We start from the raw sequence: 20337 nt of genomic DNA on the forward strand, positions 1-20337 counted from the left end.
CCGCCTCCATAGGGGCGACCGTGAAAGAAGAGGAGCAGAGGGGGCACTAAAAAGGCAAGGCCCCTAACGGGTAGCCTTGCCTGATAGTGCCGATGAATTCAGGTTGCCAGAACGTCGATCAATCAATACTGCGGACTGAGTGACGGCGAACGAGAGTCGGACTAAACATGTGCGTAGTTTGTGGCAGGGGGCCGCCTTTTGCCAAGGCAATAGCCAGCTCGGCAGCCTGCGTTGCCATCGCGATGATCGGGTAACGCACCGTCGTCAGACGAGGGCGCAAATAGCGGGAAATCAGCACATCATCGAAGCCCACCAGAGAAAGATCCTGAGGAACATCGATCCCGTTGTCACTCAACACAGATAATGCTCCAGCCGCCATCGAATCGTTATAGCAAACCACCGCGGTCGTCTGCTGCCCCCGACTCAGCAACTCCGTCATCGCTGCTTCGCCTCCCAATTCATCCGGACTGCCACGGGATATCAGGCGTTCATCGACCGGTATATTGTGCTCTTGCAGTGCATCCAAGTATCCCTGCAGACGATCCTGCGAATCAGAGATCTGATGATTGGAACATAGAAACCCGATCTTCTTGTGGCCTTCTTGAATCAGATGACGAGTGGCCAGCCAGGAACCATAGCGATCGTCCAGCGCCACACAACGGGACTCGAATCCAGGAACGATACGGTTGATCAACACCATGCCGGGAACATAGCTCATCATCTGAATCAGCTCTTCATCTGGCAGCATTTTGGCATGCACCACAAGGCCCGAGCAGCGGTGGCCTATCAACTGCTCTATGACATGCTTCTCTTTGGCTGCATCGTGATAGCCATTGCCGATGAGCAGAAAATTCCCCGTAGACTGCGCTACTTGCTCTACTGCTTTAACCATTGTGCCAAAGAAGGGGTCAGACACATCAGCAACAATCAACCCCAGCGTTTCGTTGTTTGGGTGGGCCAGAGCTCTCGCATTCGCGTTGGGGTGGTAGTTGAGTTCATTCATCGCTTTGAAGACAGCCTCGCGTGACGCCTGACTCGCTTTTGGCGAATGATTGATGACACGTGAGACCGTGGCGACTGATACGCCTGACAGGAGTGCTACATCTTTGATGGTTGCCATGAATTAGCTTTTCCGGTGAACGGTATAAATAAAAACCAGTACTTTATGGGTCAAGATACTACCGACATTTCCAATGCCTTACACGGCTTTCCTATCAAAAGCGCGAGCATTCTATCAATAAACGCACATCTCCGTGTAAACCACTTACATACACCAACCTTGTTTTTTCCGCATGCAGCAAACGGAAATGTGATCAAGATCGCGTTAAATGGAGATTTATCTTCCGAGAACTCTCACTCAAGCGCAGAATGGGGAAAGCGGTTACACAACGTCAAGGGCAATAAAATAGCAGCCCTGGAGGGATCTAATGTTGAAAGTACTTGTCACTGGTGGAACTGGTTACATAGGTAGCCACACCTGCTTGCAGCTAATTGCTGCTGGAATGACTCCTATCCTGTTGGACAGCTTAGTTAACAGCAAAGAGAGCGTTCTCGAGCGCATACACACCCTCAGTGGAGAGCGTCCTCTGCTCTACAAAGGGGATGTGAGGGATGCCAGTCTGTTGGATCGAGTCTTCGCAGAGCAGCAAATTGATGCAGTGATTCATTTCGCAGGCCTCAAGGCCGTTGGAGAGTCTGTGCAAAAGCCTCTCGAGTACTATGACAACAATGTCAGTGGTACCTTGGTACTGCTGCAGGCTATGCAACGCGCTGGGGTCAAGACCTTGCTCTTCAGCTCATCTGCTACCGTCTATGGCGAACCAGAACGCATGCCCATCACTGAGGAATTTCCCACCTTACACGCCACTAACCCTTATGGTCAGAGCAAACTGATGGTGGAGCGTTTGATCAAAGATTTTGCAAACGCCGCGTCTGACTGGTCATTAACCTTACTGCGTTATTTCAATCCGGTCGGGGCACACTCCAGCGGCCTGATGGGGGAGGATCCCCAGGGTATCCCCAATAACCTGATGCCCTATATTGCCCAGGTTGCCGTGGGTCGTCGCGCCAAACTCGCCATCTTTGGTGATGACTACCCAACTCCAGATGGTACTGGTGTGCGGGATTACATTCATGTGATGGATCTGGCCGATGGGCATGTCGCAGCCTTGAAACATACTCTCGGGCAGGTTGGCGTCCATGTTTACAACCTCGGAACCGGACGTGGCTACAGCGTTTTGGATATCCATGCGGCTTTCTCTAAAGCCTGTGGCAGCGAGCTGCCTTACGAGATCGTGCCGCGCCGTGCAGGGGACATTGCACAGTGCTGGGCTGACCCAACCCGGGCCTACCGCGAGCTGGGGTGGAAAGCTCATCGTACGCTAGAAGAGATGACTACAGATACCTGGCGCTGGCAATCACAAAATCCGAACGGCTACCCCATTTCATGAATGTTCAGAATGAGGCACACATCCCTATGCAATTTGAACCAACCGATCACCCCCATCGTCGTTACAACCCATTGATCCGACAGTGGGTTCTCGTTTCTCCTCACAGGGCAAAGCGCCCCTGGCAGGGTCAGCAGGATGAGCCTGATCGCACTCAACGATCCGCTCACGATCAGGATTGTTTCCTCTGTGCTGGCAATACTCGCGTCACTGGCGACAAGAATCCGGATTATCAGACAACCTTCGTCTTTACCAACGACTTCGCGGCCCTGATGGTTGATACTCCTATGGCACCATCCAGTGACGATCCCCTCTTCCAGTTAGAGAGTGCCCGTGGCACCAGTAGAGTTATCTGCTTCTCACCGGATCACAGTAAGACCCTGCCCGAGCTGTCACTGCCCTCTCTTTCTGCCGTAGTCAACACCTGGTGCGAGCAGACTGCAGAGCTGGGACGCGACTACCCCTGGATCCAGGTATTCGAAAACAAGGGCACCATGATGGGCTGCTCCAACCCACATCCTCACGGGCAAATTTGGGCCAATGACTTCTTGCCCAATGAAGCAGCTCGGGAAGATGACGCTCAGCGAGAGTATTTTGCCAACCACGGTCGTGCCATGTTGCTCGATTATGCAGAGCGCGAACGCACCGATGGCCGCCGTACTGTAGTTGAAACGGAGCACTGGCTGGCAGTGGTGCCCTATTGGGCAGCCTGGCCCTTCGAAACCTTGCTGCTACCCAAGTTTGCAGTAACACGTCTACCAGATCTGACAACGCAACAGCGTGAAGACCTGGCGATTGCGCTCAAGAAACTGACCAGCCGTTATGACAATCTGTTCCAATGCTCCTTCCCCTATTCGATGGGATGGCATGGCGCGCCATTCAATGGCGAGGAAAACGACCACTGGCAGTTGCATGCGCACTTCTACCCGCCCCTACTGCGCTCTGCGAGCGTGCGCAAGTTTATGGTTGGCTATGAAATGCTTGCAGAAACACAACGCGACCTCACTGCAGAACAGGCTGCTGAGCGCCTGCGTTCCGTCAGTGATGTCCATTTTCGTGAACAGGTTTGAGGTTAAGATATGAGTATTGAATCACCACGGAGCGTGACTGAACGCACCTTTTACACCCAGTATGGTTATCACCCTACCCTCGCCATTCAAGCACCTGGACGTGTCAATCTCATCGGGGAACACACGGATTACAACGACGGCTTCGTGCTCCCCTGTGCCATTGATTATCAGACGGTGATCAGTGCGGCCCCACGTCAGGACAGCCTGATCAGGGTGATCGCTGCCGACTATCATAACCAGCTAGATGAATTTGACTTGAGCCACCCCATAGAGCCGCGCCCGGAATACCTGTGGGCCAACTATGTGCGGGGCGTCGTCAAATATTTGCTGCTGCGAGGCGCTAAACTATCCGGCGCAGACTTAGTGATCAGCGGCAATGTACCGCAGGGAGCAGGTCTTAGCTCTTCAGCCTCTCTGGAAGTGGCGGTAGGGCAGGTCTTCAAAGAGATGAATCACCTCGACATCAGCCAGGCAGATATCGCCCTGAACGGGCAACAAGCGGAGAACAGGTTCGTCGGCTGTAACTGCGGCATCATGGATCAGTTCATCTCCGCTTTAGGCCAGCAGGAACATGCCCTGTTGATCGATTGTCGCAGCCTGGAAACTCTCCCTGTGAGCATTCCGGCCGACATCGATGTCGTCATCATCAACTCGAACGTACGCCGGGGTCTGGTTGATAGCGAATACAATACTCGCAGGGCGCAGTGTGAAGAAGCTGCCCGACATTTTGAAGTCAAGGCATTGCGAGACCTGACGATGAACCAGTTCAACGAACGAGCCAACGAACTGGACCCCGTCGTCGCGAGTCGAGCACGCCATGTCATCTCCGAGAATGAACGGACTCTGGCGGCTGCAGAGGCGCTTGCCAGTGAAGACATGGTCATGATGGCCGAATTAATGGCACTGTCACATGCCTCAATGCGTGATGATTTTGCCATCACGGTGCCTGCTATCGACGCCCTGGTCGACATGATCAAAGAGATCATTGGTAGTCGTGGTGGAGTGAGGATGACTGGTGGCGGGTTTGGTGGTTGTGTTGTTGCGCTGGTGCCACGCGGACTGACCCCAGTCGTATGCGAGCAAGTCAACGCCCGCTATCCTCTGCTCAGTGGTTTGCAGCCCAGCATCTATATCTGCAAGCCCTCCGCCGGAGCTGGCCCCTGCTGATCTTTCACAGCCCCACCAATGTCATTGATCAGCACTGATGTCTACGCATATGCCCAAACTGTCATGATATACCTGAAGTGGCAGCCGATGAACGTTCGCCTTAGTTGAGGTAAACAACGCTCTCAGTGCCAGTTACGGTTAATATGTACACAGTGCAATCGAAAAAAACTCAGTTATATATCATCTCCATGAACCTACCTCAGGGACTGCTTCGGCAGTCCCTTTTTCATTGGAGATCTCTATGGCTCATTTAATTGATTCCATGGCCTACACCGGCCAAACACCTTGGCATGGCCTCGGTAATGCCCTACCCCCACAGCAGTCCCTCGATGTCTGGCTGCAGGCCGCCGGAATGGAGTGGACCATCGAGCAGAGCGATGTACTGTATCAGGGCACGCCCGACAATCCCATCCTGCACACCTACCCCGACAGCAAAGTGCTCTACCGCTCCGATACCCTGGCACCGCTGTCTGTGGTCTCACAGCGCTACAACGTGGTACAGCCCCATGAGGTACTGCATTTCTATCAAGATTTGGTGGAAGCCAGCGGTTTCGAGCTGGAGACCGCAGGCTCGCTGAAAGGCGGTCGCAAACTCTGGGCCTTGGCCAAAACCGGCCAGGACTTGATACTTAAAGGCGGTGACCTCGTGAAGTCCTATCTGCTGCTGGCAACCAGCTGTGATGGCACGCTCTGCACCACGGCGCAATTCACCTCGGTGCGGGTGGTGTGCAACAACACTCTGCAGGTTGCAGTAGGAGACCAGACCGGTGCCATCAAGGTGCCCCACTCAACCCAGTTTGATGCCACAGCAGTGAAACAGGCTCTGGGGCTGGGGGTAAGCCAGTGGGACCATTTCGGTCAGCATGCTAAAGCGCTCAGCGAACGACCTGTGGCACCTCAAGAGGCACTGCGCTATTTCAGTGTTCTGCTGGCACAGCCTGTGGAGGAAGAGAGCATTGTGCTCACCCGGCCAGTACAGCGTTTACATGAACTCTATCAAGGGGCAGGGATGGGGGCAGAGTTGGCCAGTTCACACAACACCGCGTGGGGATTGGTCAATGCGGTGACCGAGTATGTCGATCACCATCGCCGTACTCGCAGCCAGGATCATCGGCTGGATTCCGCCTGGTTTGGCCAAGGGGCTCAACTCAAATCCCGTGCCTTGGCGCAAGCCATCACCCTGCTGCAATAGGAGAGAGCAACATGTCTTCATTGCACTATGGCGATCACCTTATCTCCCCACGCATCGGGTATGAGCATCACGGGATCTACGCCGGTGACGATTGGGTGATCCACTACCAGGGCCCGTTTTCTGGTCATGACGCGTGTCAGGTTGTCATGTCTACGTTAGGGGCGTTTTGCCAGGAGAAGGACTTTATTATCAGGACCCATCCTCAGCGACTTAGCCCGGATCACAGTGTCAACCGAGCGCACAGCCGTCTGGGCGAACGCAGTTATAACCTGCTGTTCAACAACTGTGAGCACTTCGTGATGTGGTGTATCAAAGACCAGCACCACTCAGCTCAAGTCACGGAGGCCGCAGTCACTTTGCTGGCGGCTCAAGTCGCGCGTTCTTCACTGGGACACCTGACCTCAGTGGCTACCGCAGGGGTAACAGGCGCCTCCCTGAGCTCATCCGTAGCAGGTGGTGCCACCACGGCGGCACTGACATCATTGGTTGGGGTTTCCACTGCGCCAGCATGGGCGCCGTTGGCCGTCGGGGCGGCTGCTGCCTATGGTGCCCACAAGCTGTGGAACTGGTTAACGGATTAGGCGGCTCATCAGGGCCGTCATGGTATCAGTGACCCATTGACGATCATCGTCGGTGAGTTGCTCGAGTTGGTGAGCTAATCTGACGGCTTGCTCAAGGGGCCGCGAACTGGTTTCACGGAGCAAGTCCGTCAGCTCACATCCAAATATTTGTGCCAACTCAGCCAGTCGCACGATAGTCGGAACCACAATCCCACGCTCCATGCGCGATACCGCTTCCATCCCAATCTGCAGTCGTTCCGCGACTTCCTCTTGGGTCATTCCCTGTTGTTGACGTTGATAAGCAATAGCTCTGCCCACTGCTTTGGCTAACGCGTCCTGATTGATATCCATCACACCTCCAGATTCAACTTTTAAAGTTGACACCCGGACTTGTTGACATGAAGGACTCAAAACGATGAGGATCGCCCTTAATGGTTGAATTTGGTTGAGGCTGGACCGAATGGGTCGAATTACATCAAGACATTTTAGAAGGAAACAAACATGAAAAAATCCATGGTATTGCTGGTAATGCTGGCAGCCACTCAGCAAGCACATGCCCTCAGTGAGTCAGCCGCTGATGCCCCAGGCTGGAAGCAGTTTGGTAATGCTGCTACGGGATACAGCTATGGTGTCTATAACCGGGCGGATTCATTCACCATTCGTTGTCACCCTAACAAACCCGCCACCATCAATGTGGACATCATGAGTGTCGGAAAATACGGCTCTCAGGACTATCAAAGTGATTTCGTTTTTGAAGTGGATGGCAAGATCTTCATTGGCCACCGGGTTCTTCAAGACCAGAAAAGTTTTGAGGAACTCTGGACCGCGCTGAGAAATGCGAAAGAACTAGGCGTATATCAACGCGAAAAAGGCAGCCGCAAATTTTCGTTCCCAACTGGGAACATTGCAAACACGCTACCGGCGCTGGGCTCGCCAGGCTTTCCTTGCCAATCACAAGAGACCTATGACGCCGCCGTCCTCGACGAAGACCTAGCTAACATCGAACCGCTGAAGGAGGGCGATGTACAGTTGAGAAAACGCGGTAATCCCTATTACGGCAAGACGACCTGGAACAAGTACCTGCTCGATATCACCAGCCGCAGTAACCGGATGGTGATCACCGATCTCAAGATCAACCGGGGCAGTTGCACGATCGATCCGAAAGCCAAGCTGCCATTTCGGATGGGCTTTGGCGGCAAAGTAACTCTCTCTCTGCTGCCGGAGGACTGCAACCCCCTCGAGGTCACAGTGACCACCCTGGGAGGTGAGCAGACGCTGTCGTTTGATCAATAACCCAACCCAGGGAGGCAACAGCCTCCCTGTTATTTTTAAAAGGTAACTACAATGAACCGAGTTATCGCGCTGCTGGTGGCACTTGCCACCAGTGGTGTCGTGGCAGAGGAAAATAGCTGGTCTAGCAGTTGGGGGCCGGGTACGCAGGCGAACTACACCATCAACCTCGCAGGCACCACCCTGCTCACTATCATCTGCCGGGATGATGCGCCGCTCACCATGCTGGCGACGGTGGGTGGTCGCGATTATGGCAGCGACAGCAGACTCCCCTTAGCCTTGCTGGTGGACGGGCAACGCTACGACGCCCCTTACCGGCAAGGGGACTTCTCCACGTTCTGGGAGACACTTCGCAACGCAACATCGGTGGCGCTATTGCTGCCGTCAAATCCCCCCATCGATTTGCCCACCAGCCACCTTGCAGAGGTACTGCCAGCCATTGGCTCGCCAGATAACAACTGTATTGCGCCTGGGTCATCACCGGACTTTGGCACACCGTGACGATGGCTTACACCCACCATTTCAACCACACCCAGAGGGAGGCTAATGCCTCCCTCGTTTTATTGGATATATGACAAGGAACGCTTATGACTATTCCCTTTTTCCGGGATGGCTTTGCCCTGCCCGTTACCCAAGCGCTGCTCACGTTACTCAATCATGAGGTTGCCAATATCGGCCTCAACCTCGAGCGCCTGACCCAACTCACCTTCAACTTTCGCAGCCCCACCTACAGCCCCGAGCAGGGAGGGGCTCACCCGGTCGAGATACGTCTGATACGCGGCCTTGATGGCTGGCTGTTCGATTACGTCACCGACTTCAGCTACCAGGGACTGGGCCAGGATGCCGAGCTCTGCAAGGAGCTCGATTTCAACTTCCTGGATGACGAACACTATCTGCAAGGGTGGGGACCACTGCCCAGCGTGGAAGCTCGCGAACTGTTCGCGATGTGGCAGAGCAATTTCATTAGCTACGCCCAGTTGGGCTATTTCACCGTCACGGCCAGTGGGGATTAGGAGGTGTGTGATGACTAACGAACTGCCGCTCTCCCACTTCTCACGCCAGTGGCTGGGGCTGGTTGCTGCCAAGGCCAAACTACAGCCAACTCGCCAAGGCGAGCGCTGGTTGCTGCACCTGACACCGGATAGCCCACCAGCCCGCACAGTCACCTTACAAATGCGCTGGTCTGGCGTGCAGTGGCAACTGCTCTCCCTCACCAATGCCGAGGACTGGCGCACCATGAGCCAGCCCGTGGATGAAATCTGCGTGGACCCCAAGCATCGGTGTTTCTGGCGCTGCCAAGCAGGCCCCGTCCCGCTCTCTGAGCAGCCTCGTGTACTGGGCAGCTTTCTGGCCGACCTGCAGCGTACCTGCATTCATCACGGCTATCGCGTGGAGAGTGATCCCTTACCCCCAGAGGAGGCACACGATGCCCAACCAACCGATCGCCGTTGAGCTTGAGGCGATTAATCGAGATGGCGAGACGCAGGTTGTGCGCGACAGTGGCCTGACAGTTCAAGGCTACAGCGTCTACCTACGGGCGGTAGAGACCAGTGGGCTGGCACTGGCTACCTGGGTAGCTGACTACGACACCATCGGCCCTGCCTATGAACTGGCAGAACGGCTGAGTGTGGCGCTCGCTATCCCGTTCAACGTACTGGTCCCCGAATCGCTAGTGCCAGTGAAGCGTGAACCCACCGTCAGAGCAGGAGCCATCACGACGGCCAACTGAACTCCCCTCATCTGAACCAACAACCCCTATACATCCATTTGACCTCGGCACGCCTCGCGCTGCCGGGGTTTTCTTTTTCAGGAGACCACCATGCGTTATCACAAACTCAAAGCCGGGGAATGCCCCGGCACTTATGTCGTCACCGAACCGGTGACCGAGCAAGATCTGCTGCGCATCGCTAACCAGATTGCCTGCAAGCGTCTAGCCAAAGGGACTGCCATTACCAGTACCACTGAGGCCGCAGAGCGGTTGCAAACCTTGCTGCAGGAGCGTGAGCATGAGGTGTTCGGGCTGCTCTTGCTGGATAATCAGCACCGGGTGCTGGCCTTTGAAGAGCTGTTTCGCGGCACGTTGGCCGGTGCCAATGTCTATCCCCGCGAGGTGGTCAAACGCGGTCTGGCGGTGAATTGTGGTGCCATCATCGTGGTTCACAATCATCCCAGTGGTAACCCGGAGCCGAGTTCGGCGGACATTGCGCTGACCAAATCGTTACGTGAGGCGCTGATGCTGGTGGATATCCGTCTGCTTGACCATCTGGTGGTCGGCACCGAAGGGGTGGTGTCACTGGCCGAACGGGGGATGATGTGACGATGCGATTACCCAACCCCTATTCTCTGGAAGAAACGCTGGGCAAGCTGCGCCATAGCCTGACCACCGCCAGCAACGAAGGGGCGCTGGTGTTGTTGGAGAAGGCCGTCACCAAGGCTCGTGCTGACGCGGTGTATGCCAAGCAGTTTGACGCGGCGTTGCTGCAGGGCTCCACCGTCGAGATACGCGAATGCCTCAGTTGCTTTGGCGACTACTTCGAGCGCTCCCGAGACGCTCCGCCCTATTACCCACACCACGACGCCGTCAACGGCATTGATTGTGCGCTCTACGCCATCCTGTTTGATGCTGCTCACCCCGACACATGCCAAGATCACCAATAACGAACCGTCGATCGCCCAATAACATGCCGATCACGTTTCCACCCGATCACCCGGATCATCCGCGCCAACACCATGATCCGGATATCCCGACATCACCCAAAGGGCCACCTCACTGCAGGTGGCCTTTTGCATTTCAAGGAGCTAGCCCATGTCTGCCTTCATGATCGATCGCCAGGACTACCTGACCTTTGCCGTGCAGTTACACCGCTTTTGCAATGGCCCGTTGCCACCGCACTACACCCTGGAGCTACTGCGCACCCTCTGGTGGCTGCCGCCAGCAGACACGACCAGTACCTGGACGTGGCGGGTAGATCGGTTAGTGCGACTGATGATGCTCGCCAACCGGCGGGCAGTCTGGCATCGCTATCAGCTGGGGCGTCATCAACCACTTCAGCACCGCTCTACCAAGCTGAGTCCGCTTAAACCTGCCCACCGTTACCACCAGGCTCCACTCACCGATAGCGAGCTGGTGGCCCTCTACAAGTTCACCTGCTGCGCCCTGTACCAATCGAGCGAATGGACCGGGAGCCCTGAGCAGGCACCTCGGCTTGTGAAGGTACTACAGCAGTTGCAACAGGCTCTCGCACAAGACGTGCTGACCCGGCTGTCACTGTGGGAGCAAGCACCCTGGGGAGAGATGTGATGGATCTCTACATCACCCTGACAGTGGCAAGCTCGCCACCGAGTTCAATGGCCCACCTAGCCCAACGTGTCGCCGATGACATGGCACACCTGCATCACCGTCTAGGGGATGGGGTGAGCGATGAACTGGGCATCAGTATCAGCTATCTGGTCGAACAGTTTGCGCTGCTGGCAGCTGCTTACCGTTCACCGGAGGAAAAGGAGAAACATCAATGATTGAGTTCAATGACAGCTTTAGCCAGGCCGCCGTCGCGGAGGCCATGTGTGCTCACTCAGGGCTTGCCAAGCTCATCAGTCAGCAATTGATGCTGCCGGGCTTTGCCTATGCCCACGATGTAGAGGGGCGACGTATTGGTGGCCCGCTGGTGGCCCCCAACCCTGTGTTGCACAAGACCACGCTCTTTGTCAGTCCACGGGATATGCGTGAGCACCTGCCACGAGAGATTAACTTCGCCCGCTTTCGCTGTGCTTGTAATGCAGCGGGTCAGCCGGTCGGCGAGTGGCAACGGGTGATTGTCGGGGCCTACGTCAACCACGGCAGTAACGACACGCCGGATTGGAGTAGTCATACCTGAGTCACGGCCACCAGTACAAACAAGACCCCATACAGCCCCTCACTCCGAGGGGCTGTTTGCATTTTAAGGAACCCAACCATGCACGACCTGCGTGATTACAAGACCCTGACCGCTCGGCAGATCACCACTGCCATCGGTCAGCTCAACCACAGCACCGCGCCGAAGATAATGACCCACCTGGGATTGCGGGCCAGGCAGCCGCAACCACTCGGTAATGGCCGTAGTAGAGCCAAAGCCCTCAAGCTGCTGCGCAGAGTCAAGAAGGCTCACAAAGCAGGGCGTATCCCGTTCGAGCTCACTGTGACGGGTTGCCGCATCGACCGGGGTAGCCATCAGGCTGACCGCTACTACTACGACCGGACGCTACTGGCTCAAGGTTGGCAGCAATACGATACCGAGGAAGACGCCTGGTACTTCGGTATCTGGATTAATACCGAGAAGCTGGAGACTTTTACCTATGCCGAGGGAGATACCAGCCATGTGATTGCGCCGAACGTTGAGGCGTTTCGTACCGAGCTGGCGCGGCTCTACCAGTACCACCCGCAAGCCCCGGAGTTTATCAGCATCGACCCAGAGGCTGGCATTGTGACCCACCATTTTGAAGCCAAACCGGAGGTGTGAAATGGCTAAGAACATCACCATCAAGGTGCCCGGCAAACATCCGCGAACCGGCGAGATCACCACCTTTGAGCTTAAGGGCCAACGCATCGATATCGGCATCGGCGGCCAGGCCGTGCCTTTCCTCATTCACGGTAGGGGGATAGGAACGTCCCTCACTCACATCCCGAGCGGATACCGCATCGCCCTGCTCGGTGGCTGGCTCACCGCTCGTTACGCAATACCTGAGAATAAGCCCAGCAGAACAGTCTGCGCCCAGATGGCCATAGACCGGCTGGTAGCCCAGTACGGCTCGCGGCACCTGCTGGACCGACTCGATTGCAAGCCGGTTATCAACGAGGCGGCTGACTGCGCTCGTTGAGGCCAACCGTCTCGCTCATCCACACACAGCATAAAGGGCCAGCCCTCACAGGCTGGCCCTTTGCATCATTGGAGTCACCGAACATGACCCGTCTTATCACCAGACTCGAGGTGCATCGCTATGCCCCCGAGCTTAACAAACTGCATCTGCGTAACCGGCAGACGTTACCCGCTCCCGGCATCACCACCATCAAAGAGGCCAAAGCCCGTCTATTTGGCCGCTGGCAGCCTGGGCATCAGGTAACCATCACCGTGAGCCATCCCGATTACGTCAATCTTTCACGGCTCTACCGGGGGCGACTGGCAAGCCTGACAGAGCTCCCTGAGCACCTGACCAGACTACGCCAGCGCCACAACGTGCCTGGCACCATCATCGACATTCAACTTAGGTATCGCTAATCATGACCACAACCGATCCCACATGCCCTGTCACACAGCAACCTGAGGTCCCAGCTGTCACGCTGCCTCCCAGCATCAGCTGGGGTCTGCCTAGTGATATCTCCCCACGCTTTGGCGCTCGTCTGATACAGAGTCGCTACCGACTCGATTTTCTATCCGATCGGGCCAGTCTGATAGGTGAATGGAGTGAGGCGCAGATAGCCAATCTCGACCTGGCTTTCCCGGAGATCATCAAGGCTCTGGAAGCCAAGCTGCTCACCGGCGAACTGGATGCCCAACGCCAGCACTGCATTACTATCCAGCACGGCGGCTTTACTTGCGAAGCCGATACCCTGGGTAGCCACGGCTATGTCTATATCTGTATTTACTCTGCGAAGAGCATGGAGGCGACCCCTGATGTCAGTGATAGTCAGAGCTAACTCTGATATCAGCACGATTGTAAATCGTTGGGAAGGTCACTAGTTGGCCTTCCCGTAACGTCTGGGCGCAACTCCTTATAGCTCATGGGTGTGTCTCAATTGGATTTTTGTGGAATGATGATTGGCTACACTTCAGCCAATTTTATCGATAAAGATCATGGAGTTGTTATCTGGAGTGTCATTCAGAGCGACACCGTGATGTAATGTGATGCATCTCGCATCACTTTGTGACTTAGGCGCTATGAAATCCGTCAGAACGACTGTCTCTTTATCTCATTCCCAGCTCGAGTCCTTACAACGGATGGCTGAAAGCAATGAAGTGTCTATCTCATGGCTTATTCGTCAAGCTGTGGGGGATTTTCTGGCAGTTCATAACGAGGAGCTTTTCCATCCCCTCAAGCGAAAAACTGCGCAGCAAGAAGGCAATCAGGAATGACATTCTATTCACCACATCAACAAGCCTGGCTTGCCCATAACCTGACCCTTGAGGGTAAGGCGGAAGAATCGCTAACCAAAACGATGGCCGGCGCCAAGGTGGACATGAACCCGCATCAGATCGAGGCGGCAATGTTTTCCTTAGCATCCCCCTTGTCTAATGGCGTTATTCTGGCTGATGAGGTTGGATTGGGAAAAACGATCGAGGCCAGCTTGGTTTTGGCGCAAAAATGGGCCGAACATCGGCGTAAGTTGCTTTTGATCGCCCCTGCAACTTTGCGCAAACAGTGGAGCCAGGAGCTCGAAGAGAAGTTTTCTCTCCCCTCTTTCATCATGGAGGCCAAGTCCTTCAATGAGGCGAAAAAGGCAGGGATCGCCAATCCGTTTGATATGGAATGTGCCTTTGGGCAGCCAGCAATCTGCATCTGTTCCTACGAGTTTGCCGCTCGGAAAGAGTTGGAGCTACAGCGAGTTCCTTGGGATCTGGTGGTCATGGATGAGGCGCATAAGTTGCGCAATATCTATAAAAGTGATGGGGCCAAAACAGCCAAGGTGCTTGATAACGCCTTAATGGGCATAAAGAAGGTCCTTCTTTCCGCCACCCCATTACAAAACAGCATGCTGGAGTTGTATGGACTTGTATCCATCATAGACCCGTACTTTTTTGGCGATTTACCTTCGTTTAAGGCTCGATATGGTCGGCAGCAACTTGAGCAGGTTGAACTGGCTATGCTGCGAACTCGATTGAGCAAGGTTTGTAATCGCACTCTCCGACGTCAGGTCCAAGAAGAGGGCGGGATCAGCTTTACTCGCCGTTATTCCATGACTGAAGACTATCGACCGTCAGCGCAAGAAGAGCAATTGTACAGGCAGGTATCCGAGTACCTGCAACGTGAAGATCTGCTGGCAATCAAAAGCGGCGCTAGGCATCTGGTGACGCTGGTTATTCGTAAAATTTTGGCGTCCTCTTCACATGCAATTCAAGGTACTTTACAGACCATGATTGCACGGCTGGAACAAAAGCTGCCCCTGCTTGATGCCTTGGAGGATTATGAGAATTTTTCTGACCTTCAGGATGAAGAAGGGATTGGTGACGAGGAGCTGATCGACCCGCAAGCCCTGCAGGCCGAAATTGATCTACTTAAGGATTTTCAAGGCCTTGCCAGTAGTATTTCGAACAATGCCAAAGCTGATGCGCTTGTTCGTGTTCTCGAACGTGCATTTGAGAAAACGGCTGAGCTAGGTGGATCACGCAAGGCGGTGATTTTTACCGAATCGGTTCGGACGCAAACATGGTTGGCAGAGATGTTAGCCACCCAGGGCTATGACGGCCAAATCGTGATGCTGAATGGTAGTAACAGTGATTCTGTGTCGAAACAGATTTATCGGGACTGGCTTGAACGTCATCGAGGTTCAAGCCGTGTCTCTGGCTCCAAAACAGCAGACATGAAAGCCGCTCTGGTTGAGAAATTCCGCGATGATGCCACCTTGATGATCTGTACCGAAGCCGGTGCGGAAGGTATCAACCTGCAGTTCTGCTCTTTGCTGATCAATTACGACTTGCCATGGAATCCACAGCGGGTAGAGCAGCGCATTGGCCGCGTTCACCGCTATGGCCAGAAAAATGACGTGGTCGTGGTCAATTTCATCAACAAGGGTAACCGCGCCGATGAGCGCGTATTTGAACTGCTTAGCCAGAAATTCCAACTCTTCGAGGGCGTCTTTGGTGCCTCGGATGAAGTGCTGGGCTCTATCGAATCCGGTGTCGATATTGAGCGCCGGATCCATGATATCTACCAGCGTTGTCGCAGTGATGCGCAAATTGAGTCTGAATTTAATGCTTTGCAAGAAGAACTCAAGGAGCATCTGGAAGCCAAAAATAGCGACACTCGGCGCTCACTCTTCGAACACTTCGATGCAGATGTCGTCCGCCGCCTTAACCTTCGTCGCGGCAAGACAACAGCGGAATTGACGGCTTATCAGCAAAAGATGTTGTTGCTGGCACGTATGACCTTACAGGGGAATGGTGACTTTAGTGAGTCTATGGATGGTTTTGTCTGGCTAGGGAACAAGTACAATCTGAACTGGCAGAATGCAGAAATTGGGGAAGGTGAGTTTTTCCGCCCCCACGATGGTCTGGGTGCTGCATTGATCGAGCAAGCCAAGACCGCTCAATTGCCACCTGTTGCACTCCAGTTTGTTTATGAATGCTCGCCGGAGCAAGGGCAATGGGTTGATGTGAAGGGGCAGATAGGTAATAGCGGTTTGCTCAAAGTCATCAAGGTGAGCATTGAGTCAGAGGCGCAGCGACGTGAACAATTGCTGCTGCTAGCCACTAACCATCATGGCGAGCAGTTACATGCCGAGACGGTCGAACGGCTGTTACAACTCCCGTTAACACAAGCTCCACTCGTCATTCCAGAGCCCGATGTATCAGCCCTGTTAGACCTGCAGCAAACACTGCTGGGGGATTTCCAGCGTGAGGTTGAACGGGATAACGAAACCTACTATGGCGAGGAAGTAGAGAAGCTGGAACGCTGGTCAGAAGACAAACGCATTGCTCTGGATCTGCGTATCAAACAGCTGGATCTAGAGATCAAGGAAGCACGCAAGGCATCCCGGCAGCTGACCTCCTTGCAGGAGAAGATGGAGGCCAAGAGAGCCCTTAAGCAGTTAGAGAGAGAACGAGACAACGCCATGCTGCATTATTACGAAGAGAAGAAACTGATTGAACAGGAGGAGGATCGCCTGTTGGAAGAGGTTGAGGCACGCCTGGCTACCGAAACCCGCGTAACTGAACTCTTTGCGGTAACATGGCAGGTAATTGCTAGTAAATGTGAGGCTGCAGCATGAAGGATGTGACCAGTAGTGACCAGTTGAGCCGCATAGTGATTGATGGCTATAAATCGATTGCTCATTGTGACCTTAAAATGGGCAGTTTGAATGTACTAATCGGTGCCAATGGTGCAGGTAAATCAAACTTTATAAGTTTTTTCAAATTCATCGCAGCTCTGCTAGATAGGCGACTACAACTATTAGTTGGCAAAGCTGGCGGGCCAGACATTCTGTTACATTACGGCCGTAAACAAACTGCAGCTATCGCTGGGGTTGTCTCGCTCGGTAAGGATGAATATTGCTTTTCATTAGAGCCAACTAATGACAACAGATTAATATTTAAAAGTGAGGCCTCATCAGAGGGGGATGATAAAAAAATTGATATAACACTATCAAATGGCAAGATGATTCAGGCCACAAAAGGGTGTAATAAAAACTATAGTGCAGGTCATTTTGAGTCAATCGCTGACACTCTTACCCCAAAAATGCAAGTTATTATGCGCCGCTGGCGTGTCTACCACTTCCATGACACCAGCGAAAGTGCCAAGGTCAAGCAGATCCACCGTATCAACGATAATGATTATCTGCGTGAGGACGGATCTAATCTGGCAGCCTTTTTGTTCCGGGTACAAAAAAATCACCCTAGCCACTACAAGCGGATAATACGTACTATCCGCATGGTGGCCCCCTATTTTGGTGACTTTTACCTGCGAGCTACGCCAGATAACCAAGACAGCATTCAGCTTGAATGGACCGAGAGGGATCACGATATTCCGTTCAAAGCCAGTGAGCTGTCGGATGGCACCCTGCGCTTTATCCTGCTAGCCACAGTGCTGCTGCAGCCGGAAGAGTTTATGCCCAGTGCCATTATCGTGGATGAGCCCGAGTTGGGGTTACACCCTTATGCGATCAACGTATTGGCTGAATTGATAAAAAACGCCAGTCATGAGCATCAGCTGATTATTTCGACACAATCCGTCGAGCTAGTTAACCAGTTTGATGTTGAAGATTTGATCGTCGTGGATAAGCAGAACGGTGCCTCTACCTTCAAACGCCTGGAGGAGGCGTCATTAAGCGAGTGGTTGGAAGATTACAGCCTCGGCGATCTGTGGCAGAAAAACCTGCTGGGCGGGAGACCACAATCATGAGCCGAGTTTTGGTCTTTGTAGAAGGGCAGACCGAAGAAACCTTTGTGCGTGATCTGCTAGATCCTTATTTTGCGATGCAGGGTATTTATCTCAAGCCAATTCTGGCGCAGACCAGCCCTGGACATAAGGGGGGGATTGTCAGCTATGGCAAGGTAAAACATCAAGTCACCCGTTTGTGTCGACAAGATCAAGGGGCCTATGTCACCACCTTGATCGATTACTACGGTTTGCCCACTGACTTTCCTGCATTCGGTAACCAAGCGCAGGATGCCCATCAACGTGTGTTGCAGATGGAGCAGGCGATACAACAGGATATCGGCGAACCCAACTTTATTCCTAATCTGCTATTGCATGAATTCGAAGCACTGCTCTTTTCTGCACCCGCCAAGTTTGCCGAGTGGTTGGATGATGGTGAGCCAGTTGCAGAGCTGGAAGCCATTAGGGCGGCGTTTGAGTCGCCAGAGCATATCAATAACAGCCCGCAAACTGCGCCTTCCAAGCGGATCCTCGCACTCGTGCCGAACTATAAAAAAACACTGCATGGCCCCTTGATTGCTGAAGATATCGGCTTGGACACGATCCGTGCCCAGTGTCCGCATTTTAATCTCTGGATTGAGCGCCTGCTGGCGTTGCCCCGTTAATTTCCATTGGAATTAGAATCACTATGAACAAGCAAAGACTTGAACTTACCTGGATTGGCAAGGATAAACGACCACGCCTTGAGCCGCGCATTCTTCTTGAAGATAAGAACCTCTCATATCAGGCCCCGTCGACCGCTACTAACAGTGAGACTGATGTCAATAGAGCATTCAATGACAACCTATTAATCCATGGTGATAATCTACTGGCACTTAAAGCGCTGGAGCAACAATACGCTGGTAAGGTGAAATGTATCTTTATCGACCCGCCATATAACACCGGTAGTGCGTTTACGCATTATGACGATGGACTAGAGCACTCCATGTGGCTTACCATGATGCGGGACCGCCTGGAATTGTTGCGTACTCTAATGAGCGACGATGGCTCAATCTGGATTACTATTGACGATAATGAATCACATTATCTCAAGGTACTTTGTGATGAGGTGTTTGGCAGGGAAAATTATGTAACATCGGTCATATGGGAAAAAGCTGACTCGCCGAGAAATTCAGCTAGGCAATTTTCGTCAGACCATGATTACATGCTGATCTACTCAAAAGTTCCTTCGTGGAAACCACATAAATTACCTAGGGAAGGTGCGAATAAGCGGGGAAATTCTTCTCGGCTGACGCAGTCATTTCATTTCTTCATGTTTGAGCCGATTTTTTCTCCCGTAAATGCCTTGGTAATCCCCCCGAAAAACTGAGGTGCTCATAAGTAGAATTTTCCCGTACCTTGATACCCGGAGGTTCTACATGAAAACATCACGCTTCAGCGATGCCCAGATCATCGCCATTCTTAACCAGGCCGAGGCTGGCTCCCCCGTTCCAGAGCTCTGCCGCGAACATGGCATCAGCTCCGCCACCTTCTACAAGTGGCGCTCTAAATACGGCGGAATGGATGCCTCCCTCATGGCTCGCCTCAAAGAGCTGGAGGACGAGAACCGCCGCCTCAAGAAGATGTACGCCGAGGAGCGCCTCAAAGCCGAGATCATCGCTGAGGCCATGGCAAAAAAGTGGTGACGCCATCTGCCCGCCGGGAGATGGCAACCAGGGCCGTAGCGGATTACGCCATCTCCATCCGCCGGGCTTGCCAGGTGTTCAAGGTCAGTGAGGGCTGCTATCGCTATCAGCCGGTGCTGGCCGATGAAAATCAGGAGATTGCCGATTGGCTGCTGCGCCTCACCGCTAATCAGCGTAATTGGGGTTTTGGACTGTGCTTTCTGTACCTGCGTAACGTCAAAGGCTTTGGCTGGAACCACAAGCGGGTGTACCGGATTTATCGCGCCCTTGAACTTAATCTGAGGATAAAGCCGCGAAAACGGCTGGTACGGGCCAAACCGGAGCCGCTGGCGGTCCCTGAAAAACCCAATCACTGCTGGTCGATGGACTTCATGCATGACCAGCTCGGTGATGGCCGTTCGGTGCGGCTGTTTAATGTGATCGACGACTTCAACCGCGAAGCACTGTGCATCGAGGTGGATTTCTCCTTGCCTGCCACACGGGTCAAACGGGCGCTGGAGCAAGTGATCGCGTGGCGGGGAAAGCCGGTGGAGATCCGCTGCGATAATGGCCCGGAATATATCAGCGAGGAGCTCAAGCGCTGGGCTCAGCAGGAAGGGATAGCGCTACGGTATATCCAGCCGGGCAATCCCCAACAGAACGCGTATATCGAGCGGTTTAACCGCACGGTACGTTACGACTGGCTGGGTCATTACCTGTTTGAGTCACTGAATGAATTGCAGGCATTTGCCACAAACTGGTTGTGGACGTATAACCATGAGCGGCCCAATATGGCGCTGGGTGGCTACACACCAAAACAGCGCCTAATGCAGGCCGCATGACCTCTACTTTTGAGTGCCCCTAAGAATGGGGGGAATACCC

General features: G+C 53.7%; 27 protein-coding genes. 25 read left to right on the top strand and 2 right to left on the bottom strand.

Annotated elements, in window-relative coordinates:
* Positions 1–118: 118 nt before the first annotated feature.
* Entirely contained in the window at positions 119–1120 is a 1002-nt protein-coding gene (gene galR, locus ACTG2G_RS15210; RefSeq protein WP_439985585.1) for an HTH-type transcriptional regulator GalR, read from the bottom strand.
* Positions 1121–1430: 310 nt separating this feature from the next.
* Between galR and galE the strand changes: the two genes are divergently transcribed.
* The 5 genes from galE (at position 1431) to ACTG2G_RS15235 (ending at position 6457) form a co-directional block, all read left to right on the top strand.
* A complete protein-coding gene (galE, locus tag ACTG2G_RS15215; protein WP_338456195.1) occupies positions 1431–2450 on the top strand; it encodes a UDP-glucose 4-epimerase GalE in 1020 nt (339 codons plus the stop codon).
* A gap of 26 nt (positions 2451–2476) precedes the next feature.
* Positions 2477–3517 (top strand): galactose-1-phosphate uridylyltransferase, encoded by a 1041-nt coding sequence (gene galT / locus ACTG2G_RS15220; protein WP_245133192.1) that lies wholly within the window; start codon positions 2477–2479, stop codon positions 3515–3517.
* A gap of 9 nt (positions 3518–3526) precedes the next feature.
* On the top strand, positions 3527–4684 hold the full coding sequence (galK, locus tag ACTG2G_RS15225) for a galactokinase (RefSeq protein ID WP_338453933.1): 1158 nt from the start codon (positions 3527–3529) through the stop codon (positions 4682–4684).
* A 241-nt stretch (positions 4685–4925) separates the two neighbouring features.
* Positions 4926–5876 (top strand): DUF932 domain-containing protein, encoded by a 951-nt coding sequence (locus ACTG2G_RS15230; protein ID WP_439985586.1) that lies wholly within the window; start codon positions 4926–4928, stop codon positions 5874–5876.
* Between the two features lie 11 nt (positions 5877–5887).
* A complete protein-coding gene (locus tag ACTG2G_RS15235) occupies positions 5888–6457 on the top strand; it encodes a lecithin retinol acyltransferase family protein (RefSeq protein ID WP_252423559.1) in 570 nt (189 codons plus the stop codon).
* Here the strand turns inward: ACTG2G_RS15235 and ACTG2G_RS15240 are convergent.
* On the bottom strand, positions 6446–6790 hold the full coding sequence (locus ACTG2G_RS15240; protein ID WP_216955735.1) for a helix-turn-helix domain-containing protein: 345 nt from the start codon (positions 6788–6790) through the stop codon (positions 6446–6448). The genes ACTG2G_RS15235 and ACTG2G_RS15240 overlap by 12 nt on opposite strands.
* Positions 6791–6937: 147 nt before the next feature.
* On the opposite strand from ACTG2G_RS15240, the gene ACTG2G_RS15245 reads away from it, so the two are divergent.
* The 20 genes from ACTG2G_RS15245 to ACTG2G_RS15340 all read left to right on the top strand — a co-directional run bounded on the left by ACTG2G_RS15245 (position 6938) and on the right by ACTG2G_RS15340 (position 20297).
* On the top strand, positions 6938–7729 hold the full coding sequence (locus tag ACTG2G_RS15245; RefSeq protein ID WP_257707825.1) for a hypothetical protein: 792 nt from the start codon (positions 6938–6940) through the stop codon (positions 7727–7729).
* 51 nt (positions 7730–7780) lie between these two features.
* Positions 7781–8227, top strand: coding sequence for a hypothetical protein (locus ACTG2G_RS15250; protein ID WP_257707826.1), 447 nt, complete (start codon positions 7781–7783; stop codon positions 8225–8227).
* Positions 8228–8313: 86 nt separating this feature from the next.
* Positions 8314–8739 carry a DUF2787 family protein gene (locus ACTG2G_RS15255; protein WP_270793580.1) on the top strand — a complete coding sequence of 142 codons (426 nt, stop codon included), beginning with the start codon at positions 8314–8316 and terminating at the stop codon, positions 8737–8739.
* Between the two features lie 10 nt (positions 8740–8749).
* Complete coding sequence (locus ACTG2G_RS15260; protein WP_257707732.1) at positions 8750–9178, top strand: hypothetical protein; 429 nt, start codon at positions 8750–8752, stop codon at positions 9176–9178.
* Positions 9153–9455, top strand: coding sequence for a hypothetical protein (locus tag ACTG2G_RS15265; protein WP_257707731.1), 303 nt, complete (start codon positions 9153–9155; stop codon positions 9453–9455). Before ACTG2G_RS15260 ends, ACTG2G_RS15265 begins: the two co-directional genes overlap by 26 nt.
* Positions 9456–9545: 90 nt before the next feature.
* Complete coding sequence (gene radC / locus ACTG2G_RS15270) at positions 9546–10043, top strand: RadC family protein (RefSeq protein ID WP_257707730.1); 498 nt, start codon at positions 9546–9548, stop codon at positions 10041–10043.
* Between the two features lie 2 nt (positions 10044–10045).
* Complete coding sequence (locus ACTG2G_RS15275; RefSeq protein WP_257707733.1) at positions 10046–10384, top strand: hypothetical protein; 339 nt, start codon at positions 10046–10048, stop codon at positions 10382–10384.
* 148 nt (positions 10385–10532) lie between these two features.
* On the top strand, positions 10533–11027 hold the full coding sequence (locus ACTG2G_RS15280) for a hypothetical protein (protein ID WP_016349978.1): 495 nt from the start codon (positions 10533–10535) through the stop codon (positions 11025–11027).
* Positions 11027–11242 (top strand): hypothetical protein, encoded by a 216-nt coding sequence (locus tag ACTG2G_RS15285; protein ID WP_016349977.1) that lies wholly within the window; start codon positions 11027–11029, stop codon positions 11240–11242. The genes ACTG2G_RS15280 and ACTG2G_RS15285 overlap by 1 nt, the downstream gene beginning before the upstream one ends.
* Positions 11239–11601, top strand: a complete 363-nt coding sequence (locus tag ACTG2G_RS15290; protein WP_016349976.1) for a hypothetical protein — start codon at positions 11239–11241, stop codon at positions 11599–11601. Before ACTG2G_RS15285 ends, ACTG2G_RS15290 begins: the two co-directional genes overlap by 4 nt.
* Positions 11602–11679: 78 nt before the next feature.
* Positions 11680–12222, top strand: a complete 543-nt coding sequence (locus ACTG2G_RS15295; RefSeq protein WP_264818366.1) for a hypothetical protein — start codon at positions 11680–11682, stop codon at positions 12220–12222.
* A 1-nt stretch (position 12223) separates the two neighbouring features.
* A complete protein-coding gene (locus tag ACTG2G_RS15300) occupies positions 12224–12580 on the top strand; it encodes a hypothetical protein (RefSeq protein ID WP_164537321.1) in 357 nt (118 codons plus the stop codon).
* Positions 12581–12663: 83 nt separating this feature from the next.
* Positions 12664–12978, top strand: coding sequence for a hypothetical protein (locus ACTG2G_RS15305; RefSeq protein WP_042010380.1), 315 nt, complete (start codon positions 12664–12666; stop codon positions 12976–12978).
* A 2-nt stretch (positions 12979–12980) separates the two neighbouring features.
* Positions 12981–13397, top strand: a complete 417-nt coding sequence (locus tag ACTG2G_RS15310; protein ID WP_084202228.1) for a type IV toxin-antitoxin system YeeU family antitoxin — start codon at positions 12981–12983, stop codon at positions 13395–13397.
* 241 nt (positions 13398–13638) lie between these two features.
* The gene (locus tag ACTG2G_RS15315) at positions 13639–13833 is read left to right on the top strand and encodes a CopG family transcriptional regulator (protein WP_439985903.1); all 195 of its coding nucleotides are present in this window, start codon (positions 13639–13641) and stop codon (positions 13831–13833) included.
* Positions 13830–16685, top strand: coding sequence for an SNF2-related protein (locus ACTG2G_RS15320; RefSeq protein WP_439985587.1), 2856 nt, complete (start codon positions 13830–13832; stop codon positions 16683–16685). Before ACTG2G_RS15315 ends, ACTG2G_RS15320 begins: the two co-directional genes overlap by 4 nt.
* The gene (locus ACTG2G_RS15325) at positions 16682–17815 is read left to right on the top strand and encodes an AAA family ATPase (RefSeq protein ID WP_198089378.1); all 1134 of its coding nucleotides are present in this window, start codon (positions 16682–16684) and stop codon (positions 17813–17815) included. Before ACTG2G_RS15320 ends, ACTG2G_RS15325 begins: the two co-directional genes overlap by 4 nt.
* On the top strand, positions 17812–18456 hold the full coding sequence (locus ACTG2G_RS15330; protein ID WP_378008069.1) for a DUF4276 family protein: 645 nt from the start codon (positions 17812–17814) through the stop codon (positions 18454–18456). The genes ACTG2G_RS15325 and ACTG2G_RS15330 overlap by 4 nt, the downstream gene beginning before the upstream one ends.
* 23 nt (positions 18457–18479) lie before the next feature.
* Positions 18480–19160 (top strand): site-specific DNA-methyltransferase, encoded by a 681-nt coding sequence (locus ACTG2G_RS15335; protein WP_439985588.1) that lies wholly within the window; start codon positions 18480–18482, stop codon positions 19158–19160.
* Between the two features lie 49 nt (positions 19161–19209).
* Positions 19210–20297 (top strand): IS3 family transposase gene (locus ACTG2G_RS15340; protein WP_157161627.1). Its coding sequence is split into 2 segments (ribosomal slippage): positions 19210–19462 and positions 19462–20297, totalling 1089 coding nucleotides; the frame shifts between segments, so codons are not numbered across the junction.
* Positions 20298–20337 lie beyond the last annotated feature (40 nt).

It is taken from the genome of Aeromonas sp. 55A, assembly GCF_051919665.1.
Classification (GTDB): Bacteria; Pseudomonadota; Gammaproteobacteria; order Enterobacterales; family Aeromonadaceae; genus Aeromonas; species Aeromonas veronii.